This window comes from Lysobacter sp. CFH 32150 (assembly GCF_022758295.1).
Lineage (GTDB): Bacteria > Pseudomonadota > Gammaproteobacteria > Xanthomonadales > Xanthomonadaceae > CFH-32150.
On sequence record NZ_JALDWJ010000001.1, the window covers coordinates 244,340 to 265,671 of the forward strand.

At 64.0% G+C, this 21,332-nt stretch carries 17 protein-coding genes; 2 read left to right on the forward strand and 15 right to left on the reverse strand.

What is annotated here, in order from left to right:
• The first annotated feature begins 70 nt into the window (after window positions 1-70).
• Window positions 71-1,273 (forward strand): acyltransferase, encoded by a 1,203-nt coding sequence (locus tag MO486_RS01070; RefSeq protein WP_242903851.1) that lies wholly within the window; start codon window positions 71-73, stop codon window positions 1,271-1,273.
• Here the strand turns inward: MO486_RS01070 and MO486_RS01075 are convergent.
• The 4 genes from MO486_RS01075 to MO486_RS01090 form a co-directional block, all read right to left on the reverse strand.
• Window positions 1,267-4,269: an EAL domain-containing protein gene (locus MO486_RS01075; protein ID WP_242903868.1), complete on the reverse strand. Its 3,003-nt coding sequence runs from the start codon at window positions 4,267-4,269 to the stop codon at window positions 1,267-1,269. The genes MO486_RS01070 and MO486_RS01075 overlap by 7 nt on opposite strands.
• Window positions 4,270-4,330: 61 nt before the next feature.
• Window positions 4,331-4,813 (reverse strand): glutathione peroxidase, encoded by a 483-nt coding sequence (locus MO486_RS01080; RefSeq protein WP_242903870.1) that lies wholly within the window; start codon window positions 4,811-4,813, stop codon window positions 4,331-4,333.
• Between the two features lie 51 nt (window positions 4,814-4,864).
• Window positions 4,865-5,263 carry a VOC family protein gene (locus tag MO486_RS01085; RefSeq protein WP_242903872.1) on the reverse strand — a complete coding sequence of 133 codons (399 nt, stop codon included), beginning with the start codon at window positions 5,261-5,263 and terminating at the stop codon, window positions 4,865-4,867.
• A gap of 32 nt (window positions 5,264-5,295) precedes the next feature.
• Complete coding sequence (locus MO486_RS01090) at window positions 5,296-5,721, reverse strand: CBS domain-containing protein (protein ID WP_242903874.1); 426 nt, start codon at window positions 5,719-5,721, stop codon at window positions 5,296-5,298.
• 170 nt (window positions 5,722-5,891) lie between these two features.
• Between MO486_RS01090 and MO486_RS01095 the strand changes: the two genes are divergently transcribed.
• Complete coding sequence (locus MO486_RS01095) at window positions 5,892-8,123, forward strand: M3 family metallopeptidase (RefSeq protein ID WP_242903876.1); 2,232 nt, start codon at window positions 5,892-5,894, stop codon at window positions 8,121-8,123.
• A gap of 69 nt (window positions 8,124-8,192) precedes the next feature.
• Here MO486_RS01095 and MO486_RS01100 read toward each other — a convergent pair whose 3' ends face one another.
• The 11 genes from MO486_RS01100 to MO486_RS01155 form a co-directional block, all read right to left on the reverse strand.
• A complete protein-coding gene (locus MO486_RS01100; RefSeq protein ID WP_242903878.1) occupies window positions 8,193-9,479 on the reverse strand; it encodes a glycerophosphodiester phosphodiesterase family protein in 1,287 nt (428 codons plus the stop codon).
• Window positions 9,480-9,585: 106 nt separating this feature from the next.
• Window positions 9,586-9,888: a hypothetical protein gene (locus MO486_RS01105; protein WP_242903880.1), complete on the reverse strand. Its 303-nt coding sequence runs from the start codon at window positions 9,886-9,888 to the stop codon at window positions 9,586-9,588.
• Window positions 9,889-10,093: 205 nt separating this feature from the next.
• Window positions 10,094-14,428, reverse strand: a complete 4,335-nt coding sequence (locus MO486_RS01110) for a DEAD/DEAH box helicase (protein ID WP_242903882.1) — start codon at window positions 14,426-14,428, stop codon at window positions 10,094-10,096.
• 116 nt (window positions 14,429-14,544) lie between these two features.
• The gene (gene cfa / locus MO486_RS01115; protein WP_242903884.1) at window positions 14,545-15,666 is read right to left on the reverse strand and encodes a cyclopropane fatty acyl phospholipid synthase; all 1,122 of its coding nucleotides are present in this window, start codon (window positions 15,664-15,666) and stop codon (window positions 14,545-14,547) included.
• Window positions 15,667-15,952: 286 nt separating this feature from the next.
• Entirely contained in the window at window positions 15,953-16,762 is an 810-nt protein-coding gene (locus MO486_RS01120; RefSeq protein WP_242903886.1) for a DUF3298 and DUF4163 domain-containing protein, read from the reverse strand.
• Between the two features lie 141 nt (window positions 16,763-16,903).
• The gene (locus MO486_RS01125) at window positions 16,904-17,113 is read right to left on the reverse strand and encodes a cold-shock protein (RefSeq protein WP_242903888.1); all 210 of its coding nucleotides are present in this window, start codon (window positions 17,111-17,113) and stop codon (window positions 16,904-16,906) included.
• A gap of 216 nt (window positions 17,114-17,329) precedes the next feature.
• Window positions 17,330-18,043 carry a pseudouridine synthase gene (locus MO486_RS01130; RefSeq protein ID WP_242903891.1) on the reverse strand — a complete coding sequence of 238 codons (714 nt, stop codon included), beginning with the start codon at window positions 18,041-18,043 and terminating at the stop codon, window positions 17,330-17,332.
• A 71-nt stretch (window positions 18,044-18,114) separates the two neighbouring features.
• Complete coding sequence (locus MO486_RS01135) at window positions 18,115-18,393, reverse strand: GNAT family N-acetyltransferase (RefSeq protein ID WP_242903893.1); 279 nt, start codon at window positions 18,391-18,393, stop codon at window positions 18,115-18,117.
• A 39-nt stretch (window positions 18,394-18,432) separates the two neighbouring features.
• Window positions 18,433-19,023, reverse strand: coding sequence for a hypothetical protein (locus MO486_RS16455; RefSeq protein ID WP_345779188.1), 591 nt, complete (start codon window positions 19,021-19,023; stop codon window positions 18,433-18,435).
• Window positions 19,024-19,090: 67 nt separating this feature from the next.
• Window positions 19,091-20,683, reverse strand: a complete 1,593-nt coding sequence (locus MO486_RS01150; RefSeq protein WP_242903897.1) for a DUF4034 domain-containing protein — start codon at window positions 20,681-20,683, stop codon at window positions 19,091-19,093.
• A 25-nt stretch (window positions 20,684-20,708) separates the two neighbouring features.
• Window positions 20,709-21,329 (reverse strand): rhomboid family intramembrane serine protease, encoded by a 621-nt coding sequence (locus tag MO486_RS01155; protein ID WP_242903899.1) that lies wholly within the window; start codon window positions 21,327-21,329, stop codon window positions 20,709-20,711.
• Between the last annotated feature and the right edge of the window lie 3 nt (window positions 21,330-21,332).

Below are 21,332 nucleotides of genomic sequence, written 5' to 3' on the forward strand. Positions count from 1 at the left end.
CGGTCACTTCGCGCTCGCCGGCCGCGGCGTGGCATCGCACCGTGGCTGCGAATCCATCGGAGTCCGCCCCATGCAACGCCGCCATGACATCGACGCCCTGCGCGCCCTCGCCTTCGCGCTGCTGATCCTCTACCACTGGGCCATGCTGTACGTGTTCGACTGGGGCTGGCATCTCAAGAGCCCCTATCAGGCCGAATGGCTGCAGGTTCCGATGTTGATCGTGAACCGATGGCGGATGGACCTGATCTTCCTGATCTCGGGCATGTCGGTGGCCTTCCTGTTGCGGGGAATGTCGACCAGCCGCTTCGTGGGACAGCGCAGTTGGCGGCTGCTGCTGCCACTGGTCTTCGGGTGCCTGGTGGTCGTGCCGATCCAGCCCTATGCCGAGGGCGTGGCCAATGGCGCCGTCGAGCCCGGCTACCTGCGCTTCCTCGGCGATTACTTCGGCGGCAAGACCTGGCCGGCGGATGCTTTTACCGGTTGGGAGTACGGCTTCACCTGGAACCACTTGTGGTACCTGGTCTACCTGTGGGTCTACACGATGGCGCTCGCGCTGCTGTTACCGGTGCTGCGCAGCCGGTTCGGGCAGCGGTTGAAGGCATTGCTGACGGGTTTGCGTGGCTGGCGCCTGCTGCTCCTGCCGGCGATTCCACTGGCACTGGCAACGATTGGCCTGCAACCACTCTTCGAGGAAACCGGCGACCTGATCAACGACTGGTACCGGCACGCGATTTATTTCACCGTGTTCCTTTACGGCTACTGGATCAGCACCGACAGCGGCATCTGGGCCGAACTGGTGCGCTTGCGCAGGCAGTCGCTGACCGTCGCATTGTCGCTGGTCGTGGTCTACCTCGTGCTCGTGAATGTGCTGCCCGATGAACTCCCGGACTGGCAGCAGGCGCTGGTCTGGATCCTGCGCAACATCTACATCTGGGCGGCGTTGAGCGCCATCCTGGGTTGGGCACATCACGCCTTGAACCGTCCATTCCGCTGGCTGCCATGGGCCAACGAAGCGGTGTATCCGTGGTACGTGCTGCACCAGAGCATGATCGTGCTGCTCGCCTACTGGCTATTGCCGCTGCAACTCGGGCCGGTGATCGAACCGCTGCTGGTACTGGTCGGTACCGTTGCCGGTTGCTGGCTGCTGCACGCGGTCATCCGTCGCAATCGCTGGCTGCGCCCCTGCTTCGGCTTGAAGGGTGGCGTGATGGCGCATGAACGCAAGGAGAGGACGGAGGCCGGGGCAATTCCCGTGCCGCAGCCGAATCAGTGATCGTTCGCAACTGCCCATTCCGACGCTGGGCGCGCATGCGAGAACAGGAATCCCTGTCCGTGCTCGCAACCGATTCCCAACAGGTAATCGCGCTGTTCGCTGGTTTCGATGCCCTCGGCGATGACTTCCATGCCGAGGGTACCTGCCAGCGCCAGCACGGCACGCACCACGGCACCGCTGCCTCCGCTGCCACCGAGTTGCAACGCGCTGACGAACGAGCGATCGATCTTGAGCGCATGCAGCGGAAAGCGATGCAGGTAGCTCAGCGACGAATACCCGGTGCCGAAGTCGTCGAGCGCTGCCAAGACGCCGGCACCGCGGAGCGTGTCGAGCGTGGCAAGCATCTGGTCCGGGTTGTCGAGCAGCGCGCCTTCGGTCACTTCCAACCGGATGCAGTGCGCGGGCAGATGATGCGCGGCGAGCAGGTCGAGCATCTGCTTTGCCAACGCCGGTGAACGGAAATGCCGGGGTGAGACGTTGATGGTCACGTAGCTGCCGTTGGTCCCGAGCGTCGGGATTTCACGGCAGGTCTTGTCGAACATTTGCCAGTCGATCTGTTCGACGCTGCCGCTTTCCTCCGCCACACCGAGGAAATCACCAGGCAGCAGCAACCCGCGCCGTGGATGGCGCCAGCGCAGCAGCGCTTCGTAACCGACGACATGCAGGTCGCGCAGCCGCACGATCGGCTGGAAGTGCGGCTCGAACTCAGAACGCTGCAGGGCACGGCGCAGATCGCTTTCCAGGTTGAGCAGGTGCAGCGCCTCCTGGTGCAGGCGCTCGTCGAAGATCTCGAACCGTTGCCGGCCGTGCGCCTTGGCGCGGTACATGGCGACGTCGGCGTCGCGCAGCAGCTCTTCGGCGCTGCGGTAGCGTTCGTGGCTGAGGGCAATGCCGATGCTGGCCGAGGTGAACAATTCCTTGCCGGCGATACGCATCGGTTCGCTGAGCTCGGCGATCACGCGTTGCGCCACGTGGCAGGCGTCCTCGGGGGCATGGGTGTCCTCGAGCAACAGCGCGAACTCGTCGCCGCCGAGGCGCGCGACGACATCGGGGGAACGCACGCAGGTGGTGAGTCGTGCGCCCGCCTCCTTGAGCATCTCATCGCCCACCAGGTGGCCGACGCTGTCGTTGACTACCTTGAAACGGTCCAGGTCGAGGAAGAGCACGGCGAAGCCGTGGCTGGGGTCGCGACGCAACCGTGCCAGTGCCCGCTCCAGCGCGTCGTACAGGAAGCTGCGGTTGGGCAAGCCGGTGAGCGAGTCGTGCAGAGTCTCATGCACCAGCCGCTGTTCGGCACGTTCGCGTTCGGAGATCTGGTCGCGCAATTCGTGTACGGCGTCGGCCAGCTGGCGCGTGCGATCTTCGACCCGGCTTTCGAGTTCAGCTTGCGCCTGTTTGCGCGCCAGTGCGGTCAGAATGTGTTGGGCTACGTAGGCGAGCAAGGTGCGATCTTCCTCGGTGTAATGCACCGACCAGTCGTAGCTCTGCACTGCCACCACGCCACGCACCTCGCCTTCGGCGACCATCGGCACGCCGAGCCAATCCTCGGCGGCGGTGCCGTGACCGATGCCCCTCGGAACGGCCAGCAACCTCGCCACTTTCCGTGCTGATCCCATGACTGAACGGCCGTAGCGAATCAGCCCCAAGGTCAGGCTGTTGCGCATCTGTTCGACAGGAATCTCCACTTCCGGGTCGTACATGGCGGGATCTTTTTCATCGGCGAAGTAGATGAAACGCACGGTGCTGCGCTCGGCGCTGTACAGCGCGATGTAGAAATTCTTGGCGTACATCAGCTCGTCAACCACCGCATGGATGCGGCGCAGCATCTCGCTCATGTCCAGTTCGCTGCTGGCCAGGTCGGCGATGCTGTACAGCGCCGCTTGCAGTTTTTCGCCGCGCTGGCGCTCGCGCACTTCCACTGTCAGCTCGTGGGTCCGCTCTTCTACGCGGCACTCCAGTTCTTCATGCGCCTGCTTGCGGACCAGGGCGGTGAGGATGTGCTGGGCGACGAAAGCGAGCAGCGCGCGATCCTCCTCGTCGTAACGCTCTGCCTCGTCGTAACTCTGCACCACTACCGCACCGCGTACTTCGCCCGAGGCGATCATTGGCACGCCCAGCCAATCCGCACTGTCCGGGCCGTATACCTCCTGGTCGCGCTCGAGTCCGAACTCCGCCTGCAGTCGCGCGGAAGGTCCCATCGCAGGACGACCATGACGGACCAGGGCCAGCGTGAGGCTGTTGCGGATCTCTTCCGCCGGGAATTCCTCATCTGGATCGACCGCGCGCTTGTCCTTTACGTCGGCGAAATAGATGAAGCGCACGCTGTCGCGTTCGGCGTTATGCAGCGCGATGTAGAAGTTCTCGGCATACATCAACCCACCGACCACCGCATGGATGCGGCGCAACATCTCGGGCATGTCCAACTCGCTGCTGGCGAGGTCGGCGATCGCGTACAGCGCGCTCTGCAATTGCGCGGTTTTCTCGAAACGTTCGACCGCAAGACGCTGGTCGGCGAGCTCCAGGGTGCCGGCGAGGCGGGCTGCGACGAGGGCCATGAACTCGCGCCACGCCTGGGGACACACCTGTGGCACGCAGTCCGTGACAGGCCAATCGGCCATCAGCACTGCCTGCGGAGTGCCTGTCTGCGGGGCACTCAGGACGCTTGCGATCCGCACCCAACCTGCGTGCTGCGAGATCACAAGGATCGCACCGCCTTGCTTCGACACGGCCTCGATCTGGACCACGTCGGCAGCGCTCAAGGGGATGTCAGGGTAAGAATGGCGTACCCGCTGCCGATCGTCCGCAGCCCCCAGGAACGAAACCAGGCGTGCGGAGCGGCAGCCGAAGCGGCTTTCCGCCTCTTGCACGACCAGTTCGGCAATTTCGTCGATCGTGACGGCACTGAATAGCGCGGACACGAAATCGGCCTGCGGCTCGACCCTGGTCCCGGCGCCGAACTCGTTGCGCTGTCCCGGTTCCTGGGCGCGCCTAGCCATGCGATTGGGCCAGTCTAGCGCTTCCACATGGCGCCGGCGCAACCCGACGCGCTCCCCCGTCTCAGCCGAGCGCGGCCTCGATATCGCGCACCAGCGACTCGGGTTTTTCGGCCGGCGCGTAGCGCTTGACCACCTTGCCGTCGCGGCCGACCAGGAACTTGGTGAAGTTCCACTTGATCGCATCGATGCCGAGCAGGCCGCCTTTCTCGTCCTTCAGCCACTTCCACAGCGGATGCGCATTGCGGCCGTTGACATCGATCTTGGCGTACAGCGGAAAATCGACGTCGTAGTTCAGCGAGCAGAAATTCTTGATCTCGGCCTCGTCGCCCGGTTCCTGGTGGCCGAACTGATCACAGGGAAAACCGAGCACCACCAGACCGCGATCGCGATAGTCCTGCCACAGCTTTTCCAATCCGGTGTACTGCGGCGTGAACCCGCATTTCGAAGCGACGTTGACGATCAACAACACCTTGCCCGCGTAATCGGACAACGGACGCGCCTGGCCATCGATGTCCGTGGCACTGAAGTCGTAGGCGGTAGTCATCGGCATTCTCCGCAAGTTCGATTGACGGCAGTCTACCCCTGCATTCCTGGATCAGGTGTGGGTGACCATGCAGACATAGCCATCGGGATCGGTCAGGCGGAACTCGCCCCTCGGGCAGTAGAACGGATAGGCGATGGGGCCAACGGGTGCCCTTACTGCAACGAGTGCGGCATGCATGGCGGCGACGTCGTCGCAATAGAGATAGAACAACACCGCCTGCGCGGCTGGATCGACGGGAGCATCGGCCCGCGCCAGCATCAGGCTGGCACCATGTCGCGACTGCAGCCAGGCCCACACGGGGTCGTCGCCGCGGTCAATACCGCCGCCGGGCTCGTAATGGGTGTTGGAGACTTCCAGCCCAAGCTGCGCATAGAACGCGACGGAACGCGCAACGCTGGCCACGTGCAGCATGGCCACGACATTGCGCAACGGCGGGACGTCGGCGGACATCACCGCGGTTCACGCTGCGAGATGCGGTGCCTTCAGTGCCTGGGCTCGGAAACTTCCTTGACCACCTCAGCCGTAGCGGCTTCCTTGCCCGCGAGGGCGATGTCGGCGATCGAGACAATGCCGGTCAGTTTCCCGGAGGCATCGACCACGGGGATGCGGCGGATCTTCGATGCCTCCATCAGGCATACGGCGTCCTTCAGGCTGCTGTCCTCGCGCACGGTCTGTGCCGGCGCGCTCATCGCATCGCGAGCGGTTGCGCTGAAGGTGTCGCGGCCTTCGGCGACGATGCGGGTGGCGATGTCGCGGTCGGTGACTACGCCCAGCGGTGCCCCTTTGTCATCGACGACGGGGATCTGTCCACAGTCATAGTCGATCATCATCCGGGCCACGTCGCGCAACGGGGTGTCGGCGTTGCAGCAGGCGGGATTGGCCGTCATTAACGAGGTCACGTTGGTCATGGCGTCCTCCATCGTGGGCCGCCGGTGCGGTCGGGGATGGGAAGCTTGGCGCGACGGGGGTTTCGTACGCGTGAACTGCTGCCAATATCCACCCCAGCATGCCTTTCGTCAGGGGTAGGCTCAGCCCGGGTCGGGTAGATTCAGGGTTTCCGTCCGCCGAGGCACCCTCGATGAAACATCCGCTCGCCTGCGCGCTCGCGCTGGCCATCGCCACGACCGCCGTAGGTTGCAACGACAAGACCGCGCAGCCCGCCGCATCCACCCCCGGAGCTGCCGTGTCGCAGACCAACCCGTTCTTCGCCGATAGCACCTTGCCGTTGCATTACCCCGCGTTCGACAAGATCAAGGACAGCGACTTCGCACCGGCCTTCGATCGCGGCATGGCCGAGGAGCTGAAGGAAGTCGAGGCCATCGCCAACAACCCGGAACCGGCGACATTCGAGAACACCATCGTCGCACTCGAGAAATCCGGGCGCACGCTGCGGCGTGCCACAGCGGTGTTCAGCAACCTGGTCGGAGCCGACAGCAACGAGGCCCGCAAGCAACTGGACACCGACTACGCACCCAAGTTTTCGGCGCATAGCGATGCCATTCGCCTGAACCCGAAATTGTTCGCGCGCATCCAGGCGATCTACGACGCCCGCGATACGCTCGGCCTCGATGCGGAAAGCGTGCGCCTGATCGAGCGCTACCACACGCGGCACGTGCGCGCCGGCGCCAAGCTGTCCGAGGCCGACCAGGCCAAGGTGAAGGCAATCAATGCCGAGCTCGCATCGCTAAGCACGCAGTTCAGCCAGAACGTGCTCGATGAAGTCAACGATTCGGCGATCGTCGTCGACAGCAAGGAAGAACTGGCGGGCTTGCCGGAAGACCAGATCGCCGCCGCTGCCGAAGCTGCCAAGACGCGCAAGCTCGACGGCAAGTACGTGATCGCGCTGCTCAACACCACCGGACAGCCGGCCAACACCTATCTCGAGAACCGCGCACTGCGCGAGCGCATCCATAAAGCATCGATCGCCCGCGGCAGCCGCGGCAACAAGTTCGACAACACCACGATCGTTGCCAAGGTCACCACGCTGCGGGCCGAACTCGCCAAGCTGCTGGGCTATCCGAACCATGCCGCCTACGTGCTCGAGGACGAGACCGCGCTCACGCCGGACGCCGTCAACAAGCGCCTTGCGCAACTCGCACCAGCCGCAGTCGCGAATGCGAAGCGCGAAGCCGCCGACCTGCAGGCGATGATCGACAGCGAGCAGAAAGCCAAGGGCCAGCCGACGTTCAAGCTGGAACCATGGGATTGGGCCTACTACACCGAGAAGGTGCGCAAGGCGCGCTACAACTTCGATGCCGCGCAACTGAAGCCTTACCTCGAACTCGATCGGGTGCTTAACGACGGCGTGTTCTACGCCGCGAATCAGCTCTACGGCCTGACGTTCAAGGAGCGCAAGGACCTGCCGGTCTATCAGGCGGACGTGCGCGTGTGGGACGTATTCGACAAGGATGGCAAGCCACTTGCGATCTTCATCGGCGATTTCTACGCGCGCGAATCCAAGCGTGGCGGTGCATGGATGAACGAGTACGTCTCACAATCGTCGCTGGCCGGTGAACAGGCCGTCGTCGGCAATCACCTCAATATCCCCAAGCCACCTGCTGGCCAGCCGACGTTGATGACGTGGGATGAAGTGACCACGATGTTCCACGAATTCGGCCATGCGCTGCACGGCATGTTCTCGGACGTGAAGTACCCGTACTTCAGCGGCACCTCGGTGCCCCGCGACTTCGTCGAGTATCCGTCGCAGGTCAACGAGATGTGGGCCGACTGGCCGTCGGTGCTGGCGAACTACGCCAAGCACTACCAGACCGGCGCGCCGATGCCGAAGGAACTCCTGGACAAGGTCCTGGCCACGTCCAAGTTCAATCAGGGCTTCGCCACGACCGAGTACCTGGCTTCGTCGATGCTCGACCAGCGCTGGCACCAGCTCAGCGCAGACCAGGTGCCCGCGGCGAACGGCGTGATGGCGTTCGAAGCCGATGCCCTGAAGAAAGATGGTATCGACTTCTACGCCGTGCCGCCGCGTTACCGCACGTCCTACTTCAGCCACATCATGGGCGGCTACTCGGCGGGCTACTACGCGTACATCTGGTCGGAAGTGCTCGACGCCGACAGCGTCGAATGGATGAAGCAGAACGGCGGCCTGACCCGCAAGAACGGCGACCACTTCCGCGCGACGTTGTTGTCGCGTGGCGGAAGCAAGGACGCCATGCAGCTGTTCCGCGAATTCGCCGGTCGCGAGCCGAATATCCAGCCGCTGCTCAAGCGTCGTGGCCTGGAGGCGCCGGTGACTGATGACTCGGTGCCAGCGGCGGTGGAAGTCCCGGCCGGGGCACCGGCCGAAGGTTGATTCGCTCGAAATGCGCAAGCAAAGCGCCGCCCGGAGCGCTCCGGGCGGCGTTTTGCTTTCTGCGTGCCCCTACTTGAGCGGCTTGTTGACGTCGAGAAAGATCTCGCGCGCCGCCACACCCTGGTCCGGCTGGTCGATGAAGAATCCCTGCACGCCGAGGCTGTAAAGCTCCACCGCTTCGCCGATCACCGATTGCACGACACCATTCGGCGATTGCGTGAGGTAGTTCTCTTCCGCACGCAACGTGTACGGATGCACCTGCAGGCCTGCTTTCAACGCATAGCTGAGCATCGGATGCACGAGTGCGAGGTTGCGCGTCGCCAGTTCGGCCTTGCCATCGCCGTTGTTGTCGACCTTCGGGTTCAGCGCGGCGCGCGGTAGCAGGTTCACCTTCCATGGGCCGATGCCCGAAGCGTAGTTCGCCTTCATCCATTGCAGCACCGGCTCGGTGGCGAGCCCGCTGTAGAGCGTGCTGGCGGTGATACCGCCATCGACCTGCCCGGCCAGGCCGCCGTATACCTGCGCCAGATCGGCGCCGTGCGCGATGTTGTAGGTGAAGTCGTAAGGTCTGGTGGAATGGATGTCGTCATACAGCTGCACCAGTGGGAAGCTGACGCCAGCGGCGGGCATCAGTTGCGACTTCAGTTCGAGCAGGTTCTCGACCTCGAAGCTCTGGATGAAGACGCGGTCCGGATCGGTGAACCCTTCAGCCACCAGGGTCTCGATGAGTTTGGCGCCGAGCGACGTCGCAATCGGCGTGCCGTCGAGGCGACGGCCTTCGCGGGCGAAATACGTCGGGTGCTTGGTTTCCGGATACACGCCGATCACGCGACCACCGCGGCTTTCACGCGCGGCCAGTCGCACCACTTCCGCGAACGTCGGCACTTCGAACAGGCCGTCGTACTTGGTGTTCTGCGGACGAATCGCCGGGATGCGCTCCTTCGCGCGCAGCGTCTTGATCTCGGCGAGGGTGAAATCCTCGGTGAACCAGCCGGTGAGCGGCTTGCCGTCGATCATCTTGGTGGTCTTGCGGCTGGCGAACTCCGGATGCTCGGCGACGTCCGTGGTACCGGAGATTTCGTTCTCGTGGCGCGCGATCAGCACGCCGTCCCTGGTCGCGACCAGATCCGGCTCGATGAAATCGGCACCTTGGCGGATCGCGAGGCGATAGGACTCGAGCGTATGTTCAGGGCGATAACCGCTCGCACCGCGATGGCCGATCACGATGAGCCCTTGGTGCGGACCGTTGTTTTTTTCGACCGGGGCGGAATCGCTGGCGATGGCGGCAGAACCGGTAACGAGTAAGGTGCAGGCGGCGAGCGCCCGCACGAGCAGCATAGGACAACGCAGATTCATCGCGGCAACCTCATGGGAGTCGGGGGATGCCGACTCCCCCTAGCCGGCCGACGCATGGTCGGCGGCGCAGGTTGCGGGAGTTTTACGGATTCAATGCAGCTTGCGTTTACGCGGCTTGCAACAACACAGGTGCGTAATCCAGCACGGGAGCGTTATCCAGCTGATGGCCCTCATTGCTCAGCTTCGCTATTTGCCATGCCGAATGCACTTCATCGCGCACATCGGCCCACGCGAGCGAAGAGCGCTCGCGTACCTTGTGCCAGTCGGCGGCCATCAAAGGCTCGATGCGATTCCAATCGAGATCGGGATAGAGGTTGGTCGCAAGCTCTCCGAGCACGCGCGCGTGCGCATGACCGAGCTGGTCTGGCTTGGCTGGCTGCTGGTCCGGGAGATGGATGATGACGGTCATGACTGGCTGGCTGGTTCCACCTTGGGACGTGGAGGTTCACCGCTCAGTTGTTCAGTACGGGTGAAGATCCCGCATTCAGCACCATGAATGACATTAATCCTTCAGGCCACACGAACCTCGAGCAGCAGCGAAAGGGTCGGTGACGAAGTTTCCGTACGCCTCCCGCGTGCCGCCGGATCACGCTGCCGCAGTACCCACCACTGCGCTAGGGCGTGGTGGCTGTCGGCAATGGCGCCGGCATCGAATCCGGCTCGCGGAGCAGCGCCTTGCGAGCCGCGCGTTCGTCCATAGGTGTGAGCGGCGTCAGCAATTCGATTTCGCCGGCGACGAGTGTCGCGATCGGCAGGCCATCGCGATACAACACCCGCGCACCGAGCAGTCGCGGCACCTTGTTCCCGGTCAACACGGTGCCGATGAGGTTCAGCGGATCGAGCGCAGACAGGCTCAGCAGTACGTCGTCGTGCGGACGCTTGCGCACCTGGCGCAATGCGCCGATCGCCTCCGGCAGCGCGAACTGCTCGCCGACCAATCCCGCGATGAAACGGCCACCGCGAATCTCGCCACGCGCCTCCAGGCGATGGTAGACGCGCAATAGCTCGCGCCACGGCGGCAACCACGCGGCCTCGCGGTCGAGCAAGCGCCAGCACACGACGCCGTAGCGGCGCAGCAGCGTGCGGGCGATGTGCTCGATCGCTTCCGGTTCGAGTTTCGTTGCTGGCGTCGCATGGCGGCGCGTCAATGTCCAGCGGCCGGCATCCTCGATACCGAACAACGCGGCGCGACGGCCGCGGCGCGCGAATGGGGATGGCCGCTTCGAACTGGGCACCAGCAAGGCGCGCAAGCCCGCGAAGCTGTCGCAATGCACGCGGCCACGCGCGACCAATTCGGCCAGCGCATCCTCCAGCTCGGTGCGGAGCAGGTGTGCGCCTGACATCAATTCATCGAAGAATGAGGCGCCATGCTCGCGCAGGTATTCGGCGACGCGTTCCGCCCGTGAGGACAAGGCCGGCTCGTCCTCGCGCTGTCCTGCGGCAAGCCACGTCCACAGCGCGAGCTGGCGTCGTGGCAGCAGCACGATCGGGGTCGCGCGCACCGGGGCGGTACGGGTTCCACCCGTTTCGGAGGCGGCACCACGCAAACGCGACCAGGCGATGCGACCCGCGGTGCACAGATCGTCCAGCCACGAAATCGAATAATCGTTCACGCGCGCCGGCAGCAGTTCGCTTTCCCAGGCCGCTGCCGGTGCCTCGAAACCTTCCAGCTGCGACAGCACGCCAGTCAGGGCTTCCGGCCCGTTAACGCGCGTCGTTTTCGACACGCGTTGCCAGTCGAACAGGAAGCGCATGAAATCGCGCGGTTCGACGGGTTCAATCTCGCGGCGCAGGCGACCGATGGTGTAGCGATGGATGCGCGCGAGTAGATGACGTTCGCACCACTCGTCCGATTCGGCGGCGGGTGTGAAGCGTCCGCGCATCACGTAGCCTTCGCTTTCCAGCTTGACCAGGGCCATGTCGATATCGAGCTGCGGCAACGCCAGCGCTTCTGCGAGCATGCCTGCGGGTGTGGGCCCCAGGCCGGTCAGGCGCGAGCGCAGCAGTTCGACCAGGGCTTCGTCGTGACTCCACGATTGCTGCGCGAATTCCGGCGGCGCCTCGATCGCAGGCGAATGCGACGCCACGGGATACAGGACCTGCGCCTGTGGCAGCCGTTCAGCCGCGAACCACAGGCTGGCGCCGACGGCGACCCGCGTGGCGCGATGATCCTTCGCCAACCTGGCCAGCAACTCCGGCCAACCGGCATTGGCCATCGCTTCCTGCGCCGTTGCGCAGCCTAGCCCCATCAGGACCTCGTGCATCTCGTCGGTATTGCGCGCCTCCGGCCAGGCCTCTTCACGCACCGATGCGATCGCATCCGGATCGAGTCGGCCGAGATCATCCGCACTGTCGGCATCGGCATAGCGGCGGCTCATCACCGCCTGGGTGCGGCGCTCTTCGAGCGGTGCATCGTCGAGGAACGCGTAAGGACGCGCGTTGAGGGCTTCGGCGGCGAACGGCGATGGCGCGGTCAGGTCGCGCGCGATGATCTCAACCTCGCCGCTTTCCATCTTGCGCAGCAGATCCAGCCAGCCATCGGCATCCATCGCTTCGTGCAGGCAGTCGTGCAGCGTCTGGGCGACCAGCGGATGATCCGGAACCTCGCGTTCGCCGACGAGGTTTTCCGCACAGGCGACCTGGTCCGGGAAGACCGTCGCCAACAGGTCTTCCGACTTCATCCGTTGCAACTGCGGCGCGACTTTCTTGCCACCGACGAAACGTGGCAGCGCGAGCGCCGTGGTCGCGTTCCAGCGCCAGCGCACGCCGAACAGCGGCGCATCGAGCAATGCCTGGATCAACACATCGCAGGCGGAATTCGAATGCAGGTAGTGGGCGACGTCGATCAGCGGGAAGCTGTGGCTGGTCGACAGTGACAACACAATCGCGTCCTCGGTCGCCGCCGCCTGCAGTTCGAAATTGAACTTGCGGCAGAAACGCTTGCGCAGCGCCAGCCCCCAGGCGCGGTTGACGCGGCTGCCGTAGGGCGAATGCACGACGAGTTGGGTGCCTCCGGATTCGTCGAAGAACCGCTCCAGCACCAGCGTCTGCTGCGTGGGCATCGCCCCGAGCGAGGTCTGCTGGCGGGCGAGGTAATCGACCAGTTGGCGTGCGGCTTCGAAACCCAGGCCGACATCCTCGACCAGCCACGCGACTACCCGTTCCTCGCCCTGCTCCAGCATTGCGGCGATTTCCTTGCGCAACCGGGAGACGCCCACGGACAACTCGTCGGTACGACCCGGCGCTTCACCCAACCAGAACGGAATGCTGGGCGGCGCGCCTTGCGCATCCTCGACACGCACCTTGCCGGGTTCGACACGCATGATCCGGTAGCTGGCGTTGCCGAGCTGGAAGATGTCGCCGGCGAGGCTTTCGATCGCGAAGTCCTCGTTGACGTTGCCGATCATCGTCGCTTGCGGCTCGAGGATAACCGCGTAATCGGCGGTATCCGGAATCGTGCCGCCCGACATCACCGCGGTCATGCGCCCGCCCTTGCGTCCGCGCAGTCGCTTGTGCACAGCGTCGCGATGCAGGTATCCGGCGCGTGTACCACGACGTGTGCTGAAACCTTCCGCCAGCATCCGCACCACCGCGTCGAAGTCGTTGCGCGCCAGCTGCGCGTACGGCCAGGCGCGACGGAACCAGTCGTACAGCGCGTCCTCGTCCCACTCGGTGCTCGAGACTTCGGCGACGATCTGCTGCGCGAGCACGTCCAGCGGCGCTTTCGGCATGACCAGGGCGTCGAGTTCGCCACGGCGCACGCAATCGAGCAGCGCCGCGCATTCGGCCAGGTCGTCGCGCGAAGACGGGAACAACCGGCCTTTCGGCACGCCGCCGACTTCGTGGCCCGAACGCCCGACCCGTTGCAGGAAGGCCGCGATGGAACGCGGCGAGCCCAGTTGGCAGACCAGGTCGACATCGCCGATATCGATGCCGAGTTCCAGCGACGCCGTCGCAACCAGCACTTTCAGCGAACCGCTCTTCAGGCGTTGCTCGGCATCCAGCCGCAACTCCTTGGCCAGGCTGCCGTGGTGCGCCGCGACGTGTTCCTTGCCGAGCTTCTCGCCCAGGTGCCGCGCTGCGCGCTCGGCCATGCGCCGGGTGTTGACGAAGACCAGCGTGGTGCGGTGCCGCTCGACAAGCTCAGCAATGCGCGCGTAGACCAGGTCCCATTGCTCGTTCGACATCACCGCCTGCAGCGGCACCGGCGGCAGCTCCAGCGCCAGGTCGCGTTGCTTGGCGTAGCCGATGTCGACGATGGCGCAATCAGGGGTCCCGTCCGCGGCGACCGCGGCCGCACCGACCAGGAACCGTGCCACCTCTTCGATCGGCTTCTGTGTTGCCGAGAGGCCAATTCGCGTCAGGCGGCGGCCACACAGCGCTTCCAGGCGCTCCAACGACAGCGACAAATGGCTGCCGCGCTTGCTGCCGGCGACAGCATGGATTTCATCGACGATCAGCGTGCGCGCGCTCGCGAGCATGGCGCGGCCGGAATCCGAGCCCAGCAGCACGTACAACGATTCCGGCGTCGTCACCAGGATATGCGGCGGCGTCTTGCGCAGCTGCGCTCGCTCGGATTGCGGCGTGTCGCCGGTCCGTACCGCGGTACGGATTTCGACGTCCGGCAACCCCTGGCGTGCCAGTTCGGCGCGGATGCCTTCCAGCGGCGCTTCCAGGTTCAGATGGATGTCGTTCGACAATGCCTTCAGCGGCGAGACGTAAATGACCTGGGTCGCGTCGGGCAATCCGTGATCGAGACCTTCGCGCACCAGCATATCGATCGCGGACAGGAACGCGGTCAACGTCTTGCCGGAACCAGTCGGCGCCGCGACCAGGGTATTGCGGCCGGAACGGATCGCCGGCCACGCCTGCGCCTGGGCCTCGGTAGGCGCCGGAAAAGTACGCCCGAACCACGCGGAAACGGCTGGATGGAAGGCCTGCAGCGGCATTGCCGGATTATCCCGCCGGGCAACGTCCTGTGCGTGAACGACGCCACTGAAGTCGATTCGAATCTGCCCGGCCATCGCGCAACGCTAGCGCGGCCGCGTCGCAGGCCTTGAGACGGTCAACGCGGCGCCGGGTAGCCACCCGGTATACCGCGCGGCGACAACACGATCTGCCACAGCTGGATGCGACGCGTCCGGAAGCTCGCCATCGAACCGGCCAGGTAGAACCGCCACATGCGGCGGAAGCACTCGTCGTAACGCGACGGCAACGTATCCCACGCCCGTTCGATGTTATCGCGCCAGGCCTGCAGGGTGCGGTCGTAATCCGTACCGAAGCCGTGCCAATCCTCGATGACGAAGCGTCCTTCGACCGCACTGGCGATCTGCGCCGCGGACGGCAGCATCGAGTTGGGGAAGATGTAGCGCGCGATCCAGGGATCGGTATGGGTGCGCGAACGATTGCTGGCGATGGTGTGCAGCAGCAGCAGGCCGTCATCGTCGAGGCAGCGGCGGGCCACATCGAAGAAGCGTTCGTAGTTCTTGAAGCCGACATGTTCGAACATGCCGATCGAGAAGATACGGTCGAACGGCTCGTCGACTTCACGGTAATCCTGCAGGCGGATTTCGATCGGCAGACCGGCGCAGAGCTCGCGGGCATACTCGGCCTGTTCGCGCGAGATGGTGACGCCAACGCCGCGCACGCCATAGCGCTCGGCGGCGAACTTCAGCGCCTCGCCCCAACCGCAACCGATGTCGAGCACGCGCATGCCCGCCCGCAGGCCGAGCTTGCGGCAGGTCAGGTCGAGTTTGGCTTCCTGCGCGGCGTCGAGCGTGTTGGCTTCGCGCCAGTAGCCGCAGCTGTAGACCATCAGGCGACCGAGCATCGCGCGATAGAGGTCGTTGCCGAGATCGTAGTGGCGTTCGCCGACGACATAGGCGCGACGGCGGCTCTGCAGGTTCTGCACCTGCGCGCGCAAGTCATCGATGCGATCGACGAAACCGCGCGCACGCTGATCCACTCGTGCCTGCAGCACGCGGAACAACATGCCGTCCAGCGAGGCGACGTCCCAGCAACCATCCATGTACGACTCGCCGAGGCCGAGCGAGCCCTGCGCGAGCACGCGCGCGTAGAAACGGCTGTCGTGTATTTGCGGATCCCAGGGTCGCGGGCCGTCCGGTTTGACGTCGGCCGCGGCCAACAGATCGATCACGCGTTGTCGGAATGGATGAGTCGCGAGCATCGCCACGTCACCCCAAGAGCCTGTTCAATGCCTCCACATAGCCCGCGTTGCCCCGCGCAGGCCGCCAGGTGGTGCTGCGCGCCGCAGCGCCTTGCTGATTTGCAAGGTCAAGGCGTGCGGCGCCGCATGGCGGCCTGCGCGGGGCAACCCGAAGGGCCGGAACTGTGGGCCTGCGGGACCGCGTCATCGCTCGGTCATGTATCGACATACATTCCCTCACTCTTCCTTGCCCCGCAGGCCCACAATTCCGGCGCGGGCTATGTGGAGGCATTGAACAGGCTCTAAGTCAGCCGCCCCGGAACAAACCGCGATAGGCCGGCGCGACATGCGGCAGCAGCACTTCGGCCGGGACTTCCACGGTCTGCGTACCGTCGGCATACGACCCCACCTGGTAGGGCGGGAAAACGAAGCGCAACGCCGCCAGGCGGCCACTGCTGTCGACGACCGGTTCGAACTCGGCGAAGGACTCCGGCTTGGGTTCGGTGCCTTCGTCGATGACCTTGCTCGCGCTCTCGCTCAATTCCGCGCGATCGGCCGGATCGACCCTGTCGGCGTCGAGGCGCTGCGACAGCGCGGTATGCAACTGCTCCCGTACGAAATCGGAGATCGCCTGCCAGCCGGCCGCTGTCGGCACCAGGTCGTTCGCGGTGAGCAGCTTCTGCTGCTGCGGCAGCCAGACGAACCGTGCGATCAAGGGTGCGCCGTGCGCGCCGCCGGTATAGCTACTGCCGTCGGCAGCGATCGCGACCAGTTGCGGCGAGTCGAGTAATTCAGTGAAGGACAAGGTGAGGTCGTAGGGTGCAGTCGGGACATCGTTGCCGAGGCCGTCGACCGCTTCCATGAGTTGTTTGCGCGCGGCGTCCGCATAGGACTGCAGCGCAGCCGCGAGGCCGGGGTATTTCGCCGCCGATTTGGGGTAACTGATGCCGATCACGTAGCGCGGCGTCGCCTCGACCACATCCTGGAGCGGCCCGGTGGCGGGTGTGGCCGGTGTCGGGGCATCCGCGGGCGCAGTCGTCCCACCGGGGACCGGCGCCTCGCGTTTGCAGGCGACCAAGACCAACACACAGAAAAACAACAGGAGCAGGCGCGTCATGAGGCAATCCATTGGCTCGGGGCGACGAAGGCAAATTATTATCGCGCCGGCCGTGACGCCGGCATACACACAAAGAAAAACCCGGCCGAAGCCGGGTTTTCTTAGCTCCGAAGAGCTAGTAGCTCGTGAGAGCCAAGCGAATTACATCGCCTGGACTTCATCGGCCTGCAGGCCCTTCTGGCCCTGCACAACCTTGAACGAGACCTTCTGGCCTTCCTGCAGCGACTTGAAGCCGTTGCCCTGGATGGAACGGAAGTGCACGAAGAGGTCCGGGCCCGATTCCGGGGTGATGAAGCCGAAGCCCTTAGCGTCGTTGAACCACTTGACGGTACCAGTCTGACGATCCGACATTTGTCTTACTCCTTGAAACAGATTTTGAAGTTTGCACGGCACGCAACACGCGGGCCGGACTGTCTAGCAAGGGGTAATGACGCGAGCGATGTAGCGGATCGTAATGGATCAACCGCATCGGGCCACGATGTACCGTGATCCCGCTTGGAACAGTGGGCGCACCTTACCTTACTTTTCCCCCAAAGTGTGAATGGGGGGCTTACGAATCGATGCCCGTCACCATTCGGTCCGCTGGGGCAGCAGGCCACGGAGCTCGGCGTCGGTCAGATTCCGCCACTGCCCGGGCTTGAGGTGGCCGAGCTTCACGTTGCCGATCCGGACCCGCAGCAGCTGCTTCACCCGGTGGCCGAAATGCGCGGCCATGAGCCGGACCTGCCTGTTCAGGCCCTGCACCAGGACGATGCGGAAGCCGAATTTCCCCAGCTTGCCGGTCTTGCACGGCAGGGTCAGCTCGCCGTGGATCGGCACGCCCTTGGCCATGCCACGCAGGAATTCGGGGGTGACCTCGTGGTTGATCGCCACCAGGTATTCCTTCTCCAGCTTGTTCTCGGCGCGCAGGATCTCGTTGACGATGTCGCCGTTGCTGGTCAGCAGGATCAGGCCTTCGGAGTCCTTGTCGAGGCGGCCGATCGGGAAGATCCGCTGTTCATGGCCGACGAAGTCGACGATGTTGTCCTTCACGGAGGACTCGGTGGTGCTGGTGATCCCGACAGGTTTGTTCAGCGCGATGTAGACGTGTTTGCGCTGGCCTTTCGCCGCGGCGCGGGTGCGCAGCGGCTGGCCATCGATGCGGACCTCGTCGCCCTCGCCTACCTCGGCGCCGATCCTCGCGCGCAGGCCATTGACCGTGACCCGCCCTTCGGCGACCAGGCGGTCGGCCTCGCGGCGTGAGCAGAAACCGGTGTCGCTGATGTGTTTGTTGAGGCGCATGGGGGGCGCATTCTACGCGCCCGGAAGGCCTGGCCGACGCTTCAGGCGATCCGGCTTCAGACGACGCGGCTTCAAACAATGATGTCCGCGTATTGCGTATGCCGCTGCACCCAGGCCGCGGCGTAGGAGCAGGCCGGGCGCACCTTCAGGTTGGCGCTCCTGGCGAACTCGAACACCGAGCGGACCAGTTCCGAGGCGATGCCGCGGCCTGCGATCGGTCGCGGCACGCCAGTGTGGCTGATCACCAGGATGGTCGCGCCGTCGTAGTAATAAGTCACTTCGGCCTCGGAGCCTTCGACCAAAGTATAAAAACGCCGGGCGACGGGATCGTGGTGGATATCGAGCGTCATCATCGGTCCAGGCCGCAAAACAGGGTCAGCGATCGATCGTCATCTGGCATCGCGCTTGCCCTGATTATGCCGATCCTGCGTGCCGATGCTGCCCTGAATCGCCTGCATCCGGCTCTCACCGGCGTGCAGTTCCTCCGCCTTGGCCCGCGCTTCATCCGACTGGAATCCCGGCTGCGGGACGTGACCCTGCGTCTCCAACGCCTGCCACGGCGGCGTCTCGCGGTCGTGGGCCTGCTTGGCTTCGAGCAAGGCGCGGGTGTTGGCCAGGGCCTGCTCAGGAGTGATCTTGCGCGGTTTGCGTGGGGCGGCCTTGCGCGCGGTTTTCCTGGCGACCGGCTTGGTGGCAGCCTTCTTTACAACTTTCTCGACCGCTTTCTTGGCAGCCTTCTTGACTGTTTTCTTAACGGCCGTGGTCGCCTTGCGAGCCGCTTTCCTTGCCACTGGCTTGCGTGCCGACGCCTTCTTCGCCGCAACCTTTTTCACCACCTTGCGCGCAGTCTTCTTGGCTGCCTTCTTCGCGGCTTTCTTCGCTACGATCTTGCGCGCCGAACGCTTGGCCGCAGTGCGCTTCGTGGCCTTCTTCGCTGTCTTTTTCGCTGCTTTTTTCGCTGCTTTTTTCGCGGTTGCCATGATCTGCCTCCGATCCGGTCAGCAAGGATCAGATAACACGGCAGACATTCAGCCGAAGTGAGCGTTGCTACTTGCTCCGTATCACCGGATGCTTCCGCACCCGTTCGAGTTCGTCCACCAGCTGCGCCTGCCTCGGATCGTTCCGGTCTGCGTAGCGCAGGAAATTCCGGATCACCTCTTCGCTCGTCGAACCATGGATCATGCTGTCGCTGGCGACCCTGAACATCCAGCCATAACCGTCCTCCGGGTATTCCTTCAATAACCGGTCCAGGTAGGGCCTGGCCTTCTGGGCCCCAGCTTTACGCTCCCGTCCGGGATCGAACGTCCACATGCTCACGAGCTCGCGCAGTGAGGCCTGTCGCTTGTCGGTATCTTCGTCCTCGATCGCGACCAGGTAATACTTTTCGGCAAGCGCGTATTGCCGGGTGTTGTAATAGCTCGCTGCCAGATAGTAGTTCGCGTACTCATCCTTCGAGTCGTCCGCCACGGCTTTCAGGGCATGGCGCAGGGCCCATGCCGGTTCCTGGCGGACGAAAGCGCTCGCGATGTTCCGGTGCGCCCAGCTTCTGCCGTCGCGAAAACGGGTTTCCTGCAACAGGTAGGCGATCGCTTTCCAGTAGTTGCGGGCCTCGTCTTTTGCATTGAGCGCAACGTCGGCCGCGTCGTTGAGCGCACCCTCATCCGAGCCCAGCCGTACGGCGATGTCGAGGATCTCGGCTGTCTCCTGGTTCTTCTGACCACCCACGATGAGCCAGTCACCGCGATCCGCATACGGCGCGGCGAGATAGATCGCCAGCTGCGGTCGCTGCGCAACATGCTGTGCAACCACCTGCGCCAATGCCAGCATTTCCTCGTACGAACCGCCCCAGCGTGGTTCCAATGCGTTGAATCTCCGCAAATAGATGGTCTGGCAGGCAGGCTCTATTTTCTGCGCCGCTTCGAAGGTGGCGTCTTCGAGCGCGCCGCGCGAAACGTACATGGCAGCGCGGATCAACCAACCATGGGCCGGCATCAGGCGCGGCTCGATGCGCACTGCTGCTTCCAGCTCGGGAATACCCTCACCGATCAACGCATGCATGCGGTCGAGTTGCGCCTGCGGTGTCTTGCTCGCGTAATTGCCGCCGCGCGCATCGATGCCGGCTTCTACAAGATGTACCCCTCTGGCCAGGTGCGCATAGGCACTGTCAGGCCGTGCCACCAGCCACGCTGCGGTGCGTGCGTCGGTAACCGCGTTGCCGGCGGCGAATCCATCGAACACGAAGTCGATCTCTTCGCTGAAACCATCCTTGAGGAAATGCTGCGCCAGCAAGGTATCCAGTCGTTGCTCCGCTTCCGTGTACAGGCGCTCATCGAGCATTCGGTCGAGTTCTGCCCTCGGCAAGGAGACTCGCGCATGCGATTCACAATGCGCGCGCGAGTGGCCCGTTGGCCACGTGTTGCCTGGAATGTCCGGGAAGGCTACGCACCGTTGCAATGGGTCTGCGATACCTTCTGCGGCACGCGCCTTGATCAGGTATTCGCGCCACGGCGCAGGAACATCCTTGAACTGCTCGACTTCGGACTTGTCGGGGATCGGAGGCAAATCGGTCGCAACAACAGACCCTGCAGCAAACATGCAGGCAAGCACCAACGCCGAGCAGACCGATCCCCGAACTTCCATTTCAATGTCCCCAGTCTTGAATGAACTACCCGAACGATGGATGCGTCAGTTCCTGGATAAAACTACCAAGCACTTCCGGCTCCACCAGCAAAGCGAACATCACGCCATAGCCCGCGCCCCACAGGTGCGCGCTGTGGTTGACGTTGTCCTGGCCGTGCTTGTCCATCCAGATCGAGTAGCCGACGTAGAGCACGGCATACACGATCGCGGGGATGCCGATCGGGATGAAGAAGATGTAGATCGGCGACCACGGCTGGATCAGGATGAAGGTGAACAACACTGCCGATACCGCGCCTGATGCGCCGAGGCTGCGGTAATGCGCATCGTGCCGATGCGTGCTGTAGGTCGGCAGGATCGCGACCACGATCGCCGACAGGTAGAACAACACATAACCGACATGACCAATCGATGGGACGAACCAGCGCTCGACCAGGCTGCCGAAGAAGTACAGCGTGATCATGTTGAAGATCAGGTGACCCCAGTCGGCATGGATGAAACCATGCGTCAGTAGGCGGTCGTATTGCTTCTGGCGATCGATCGCCGGCGGCCACAGGATCAGGCGATCGAGCACGCGCGGGTTGTTGAAGGCCTGCCACGACACCAGCACGGTGATGCCGATCAGTACCCAGGTCAGGGAAAGATTCATCTA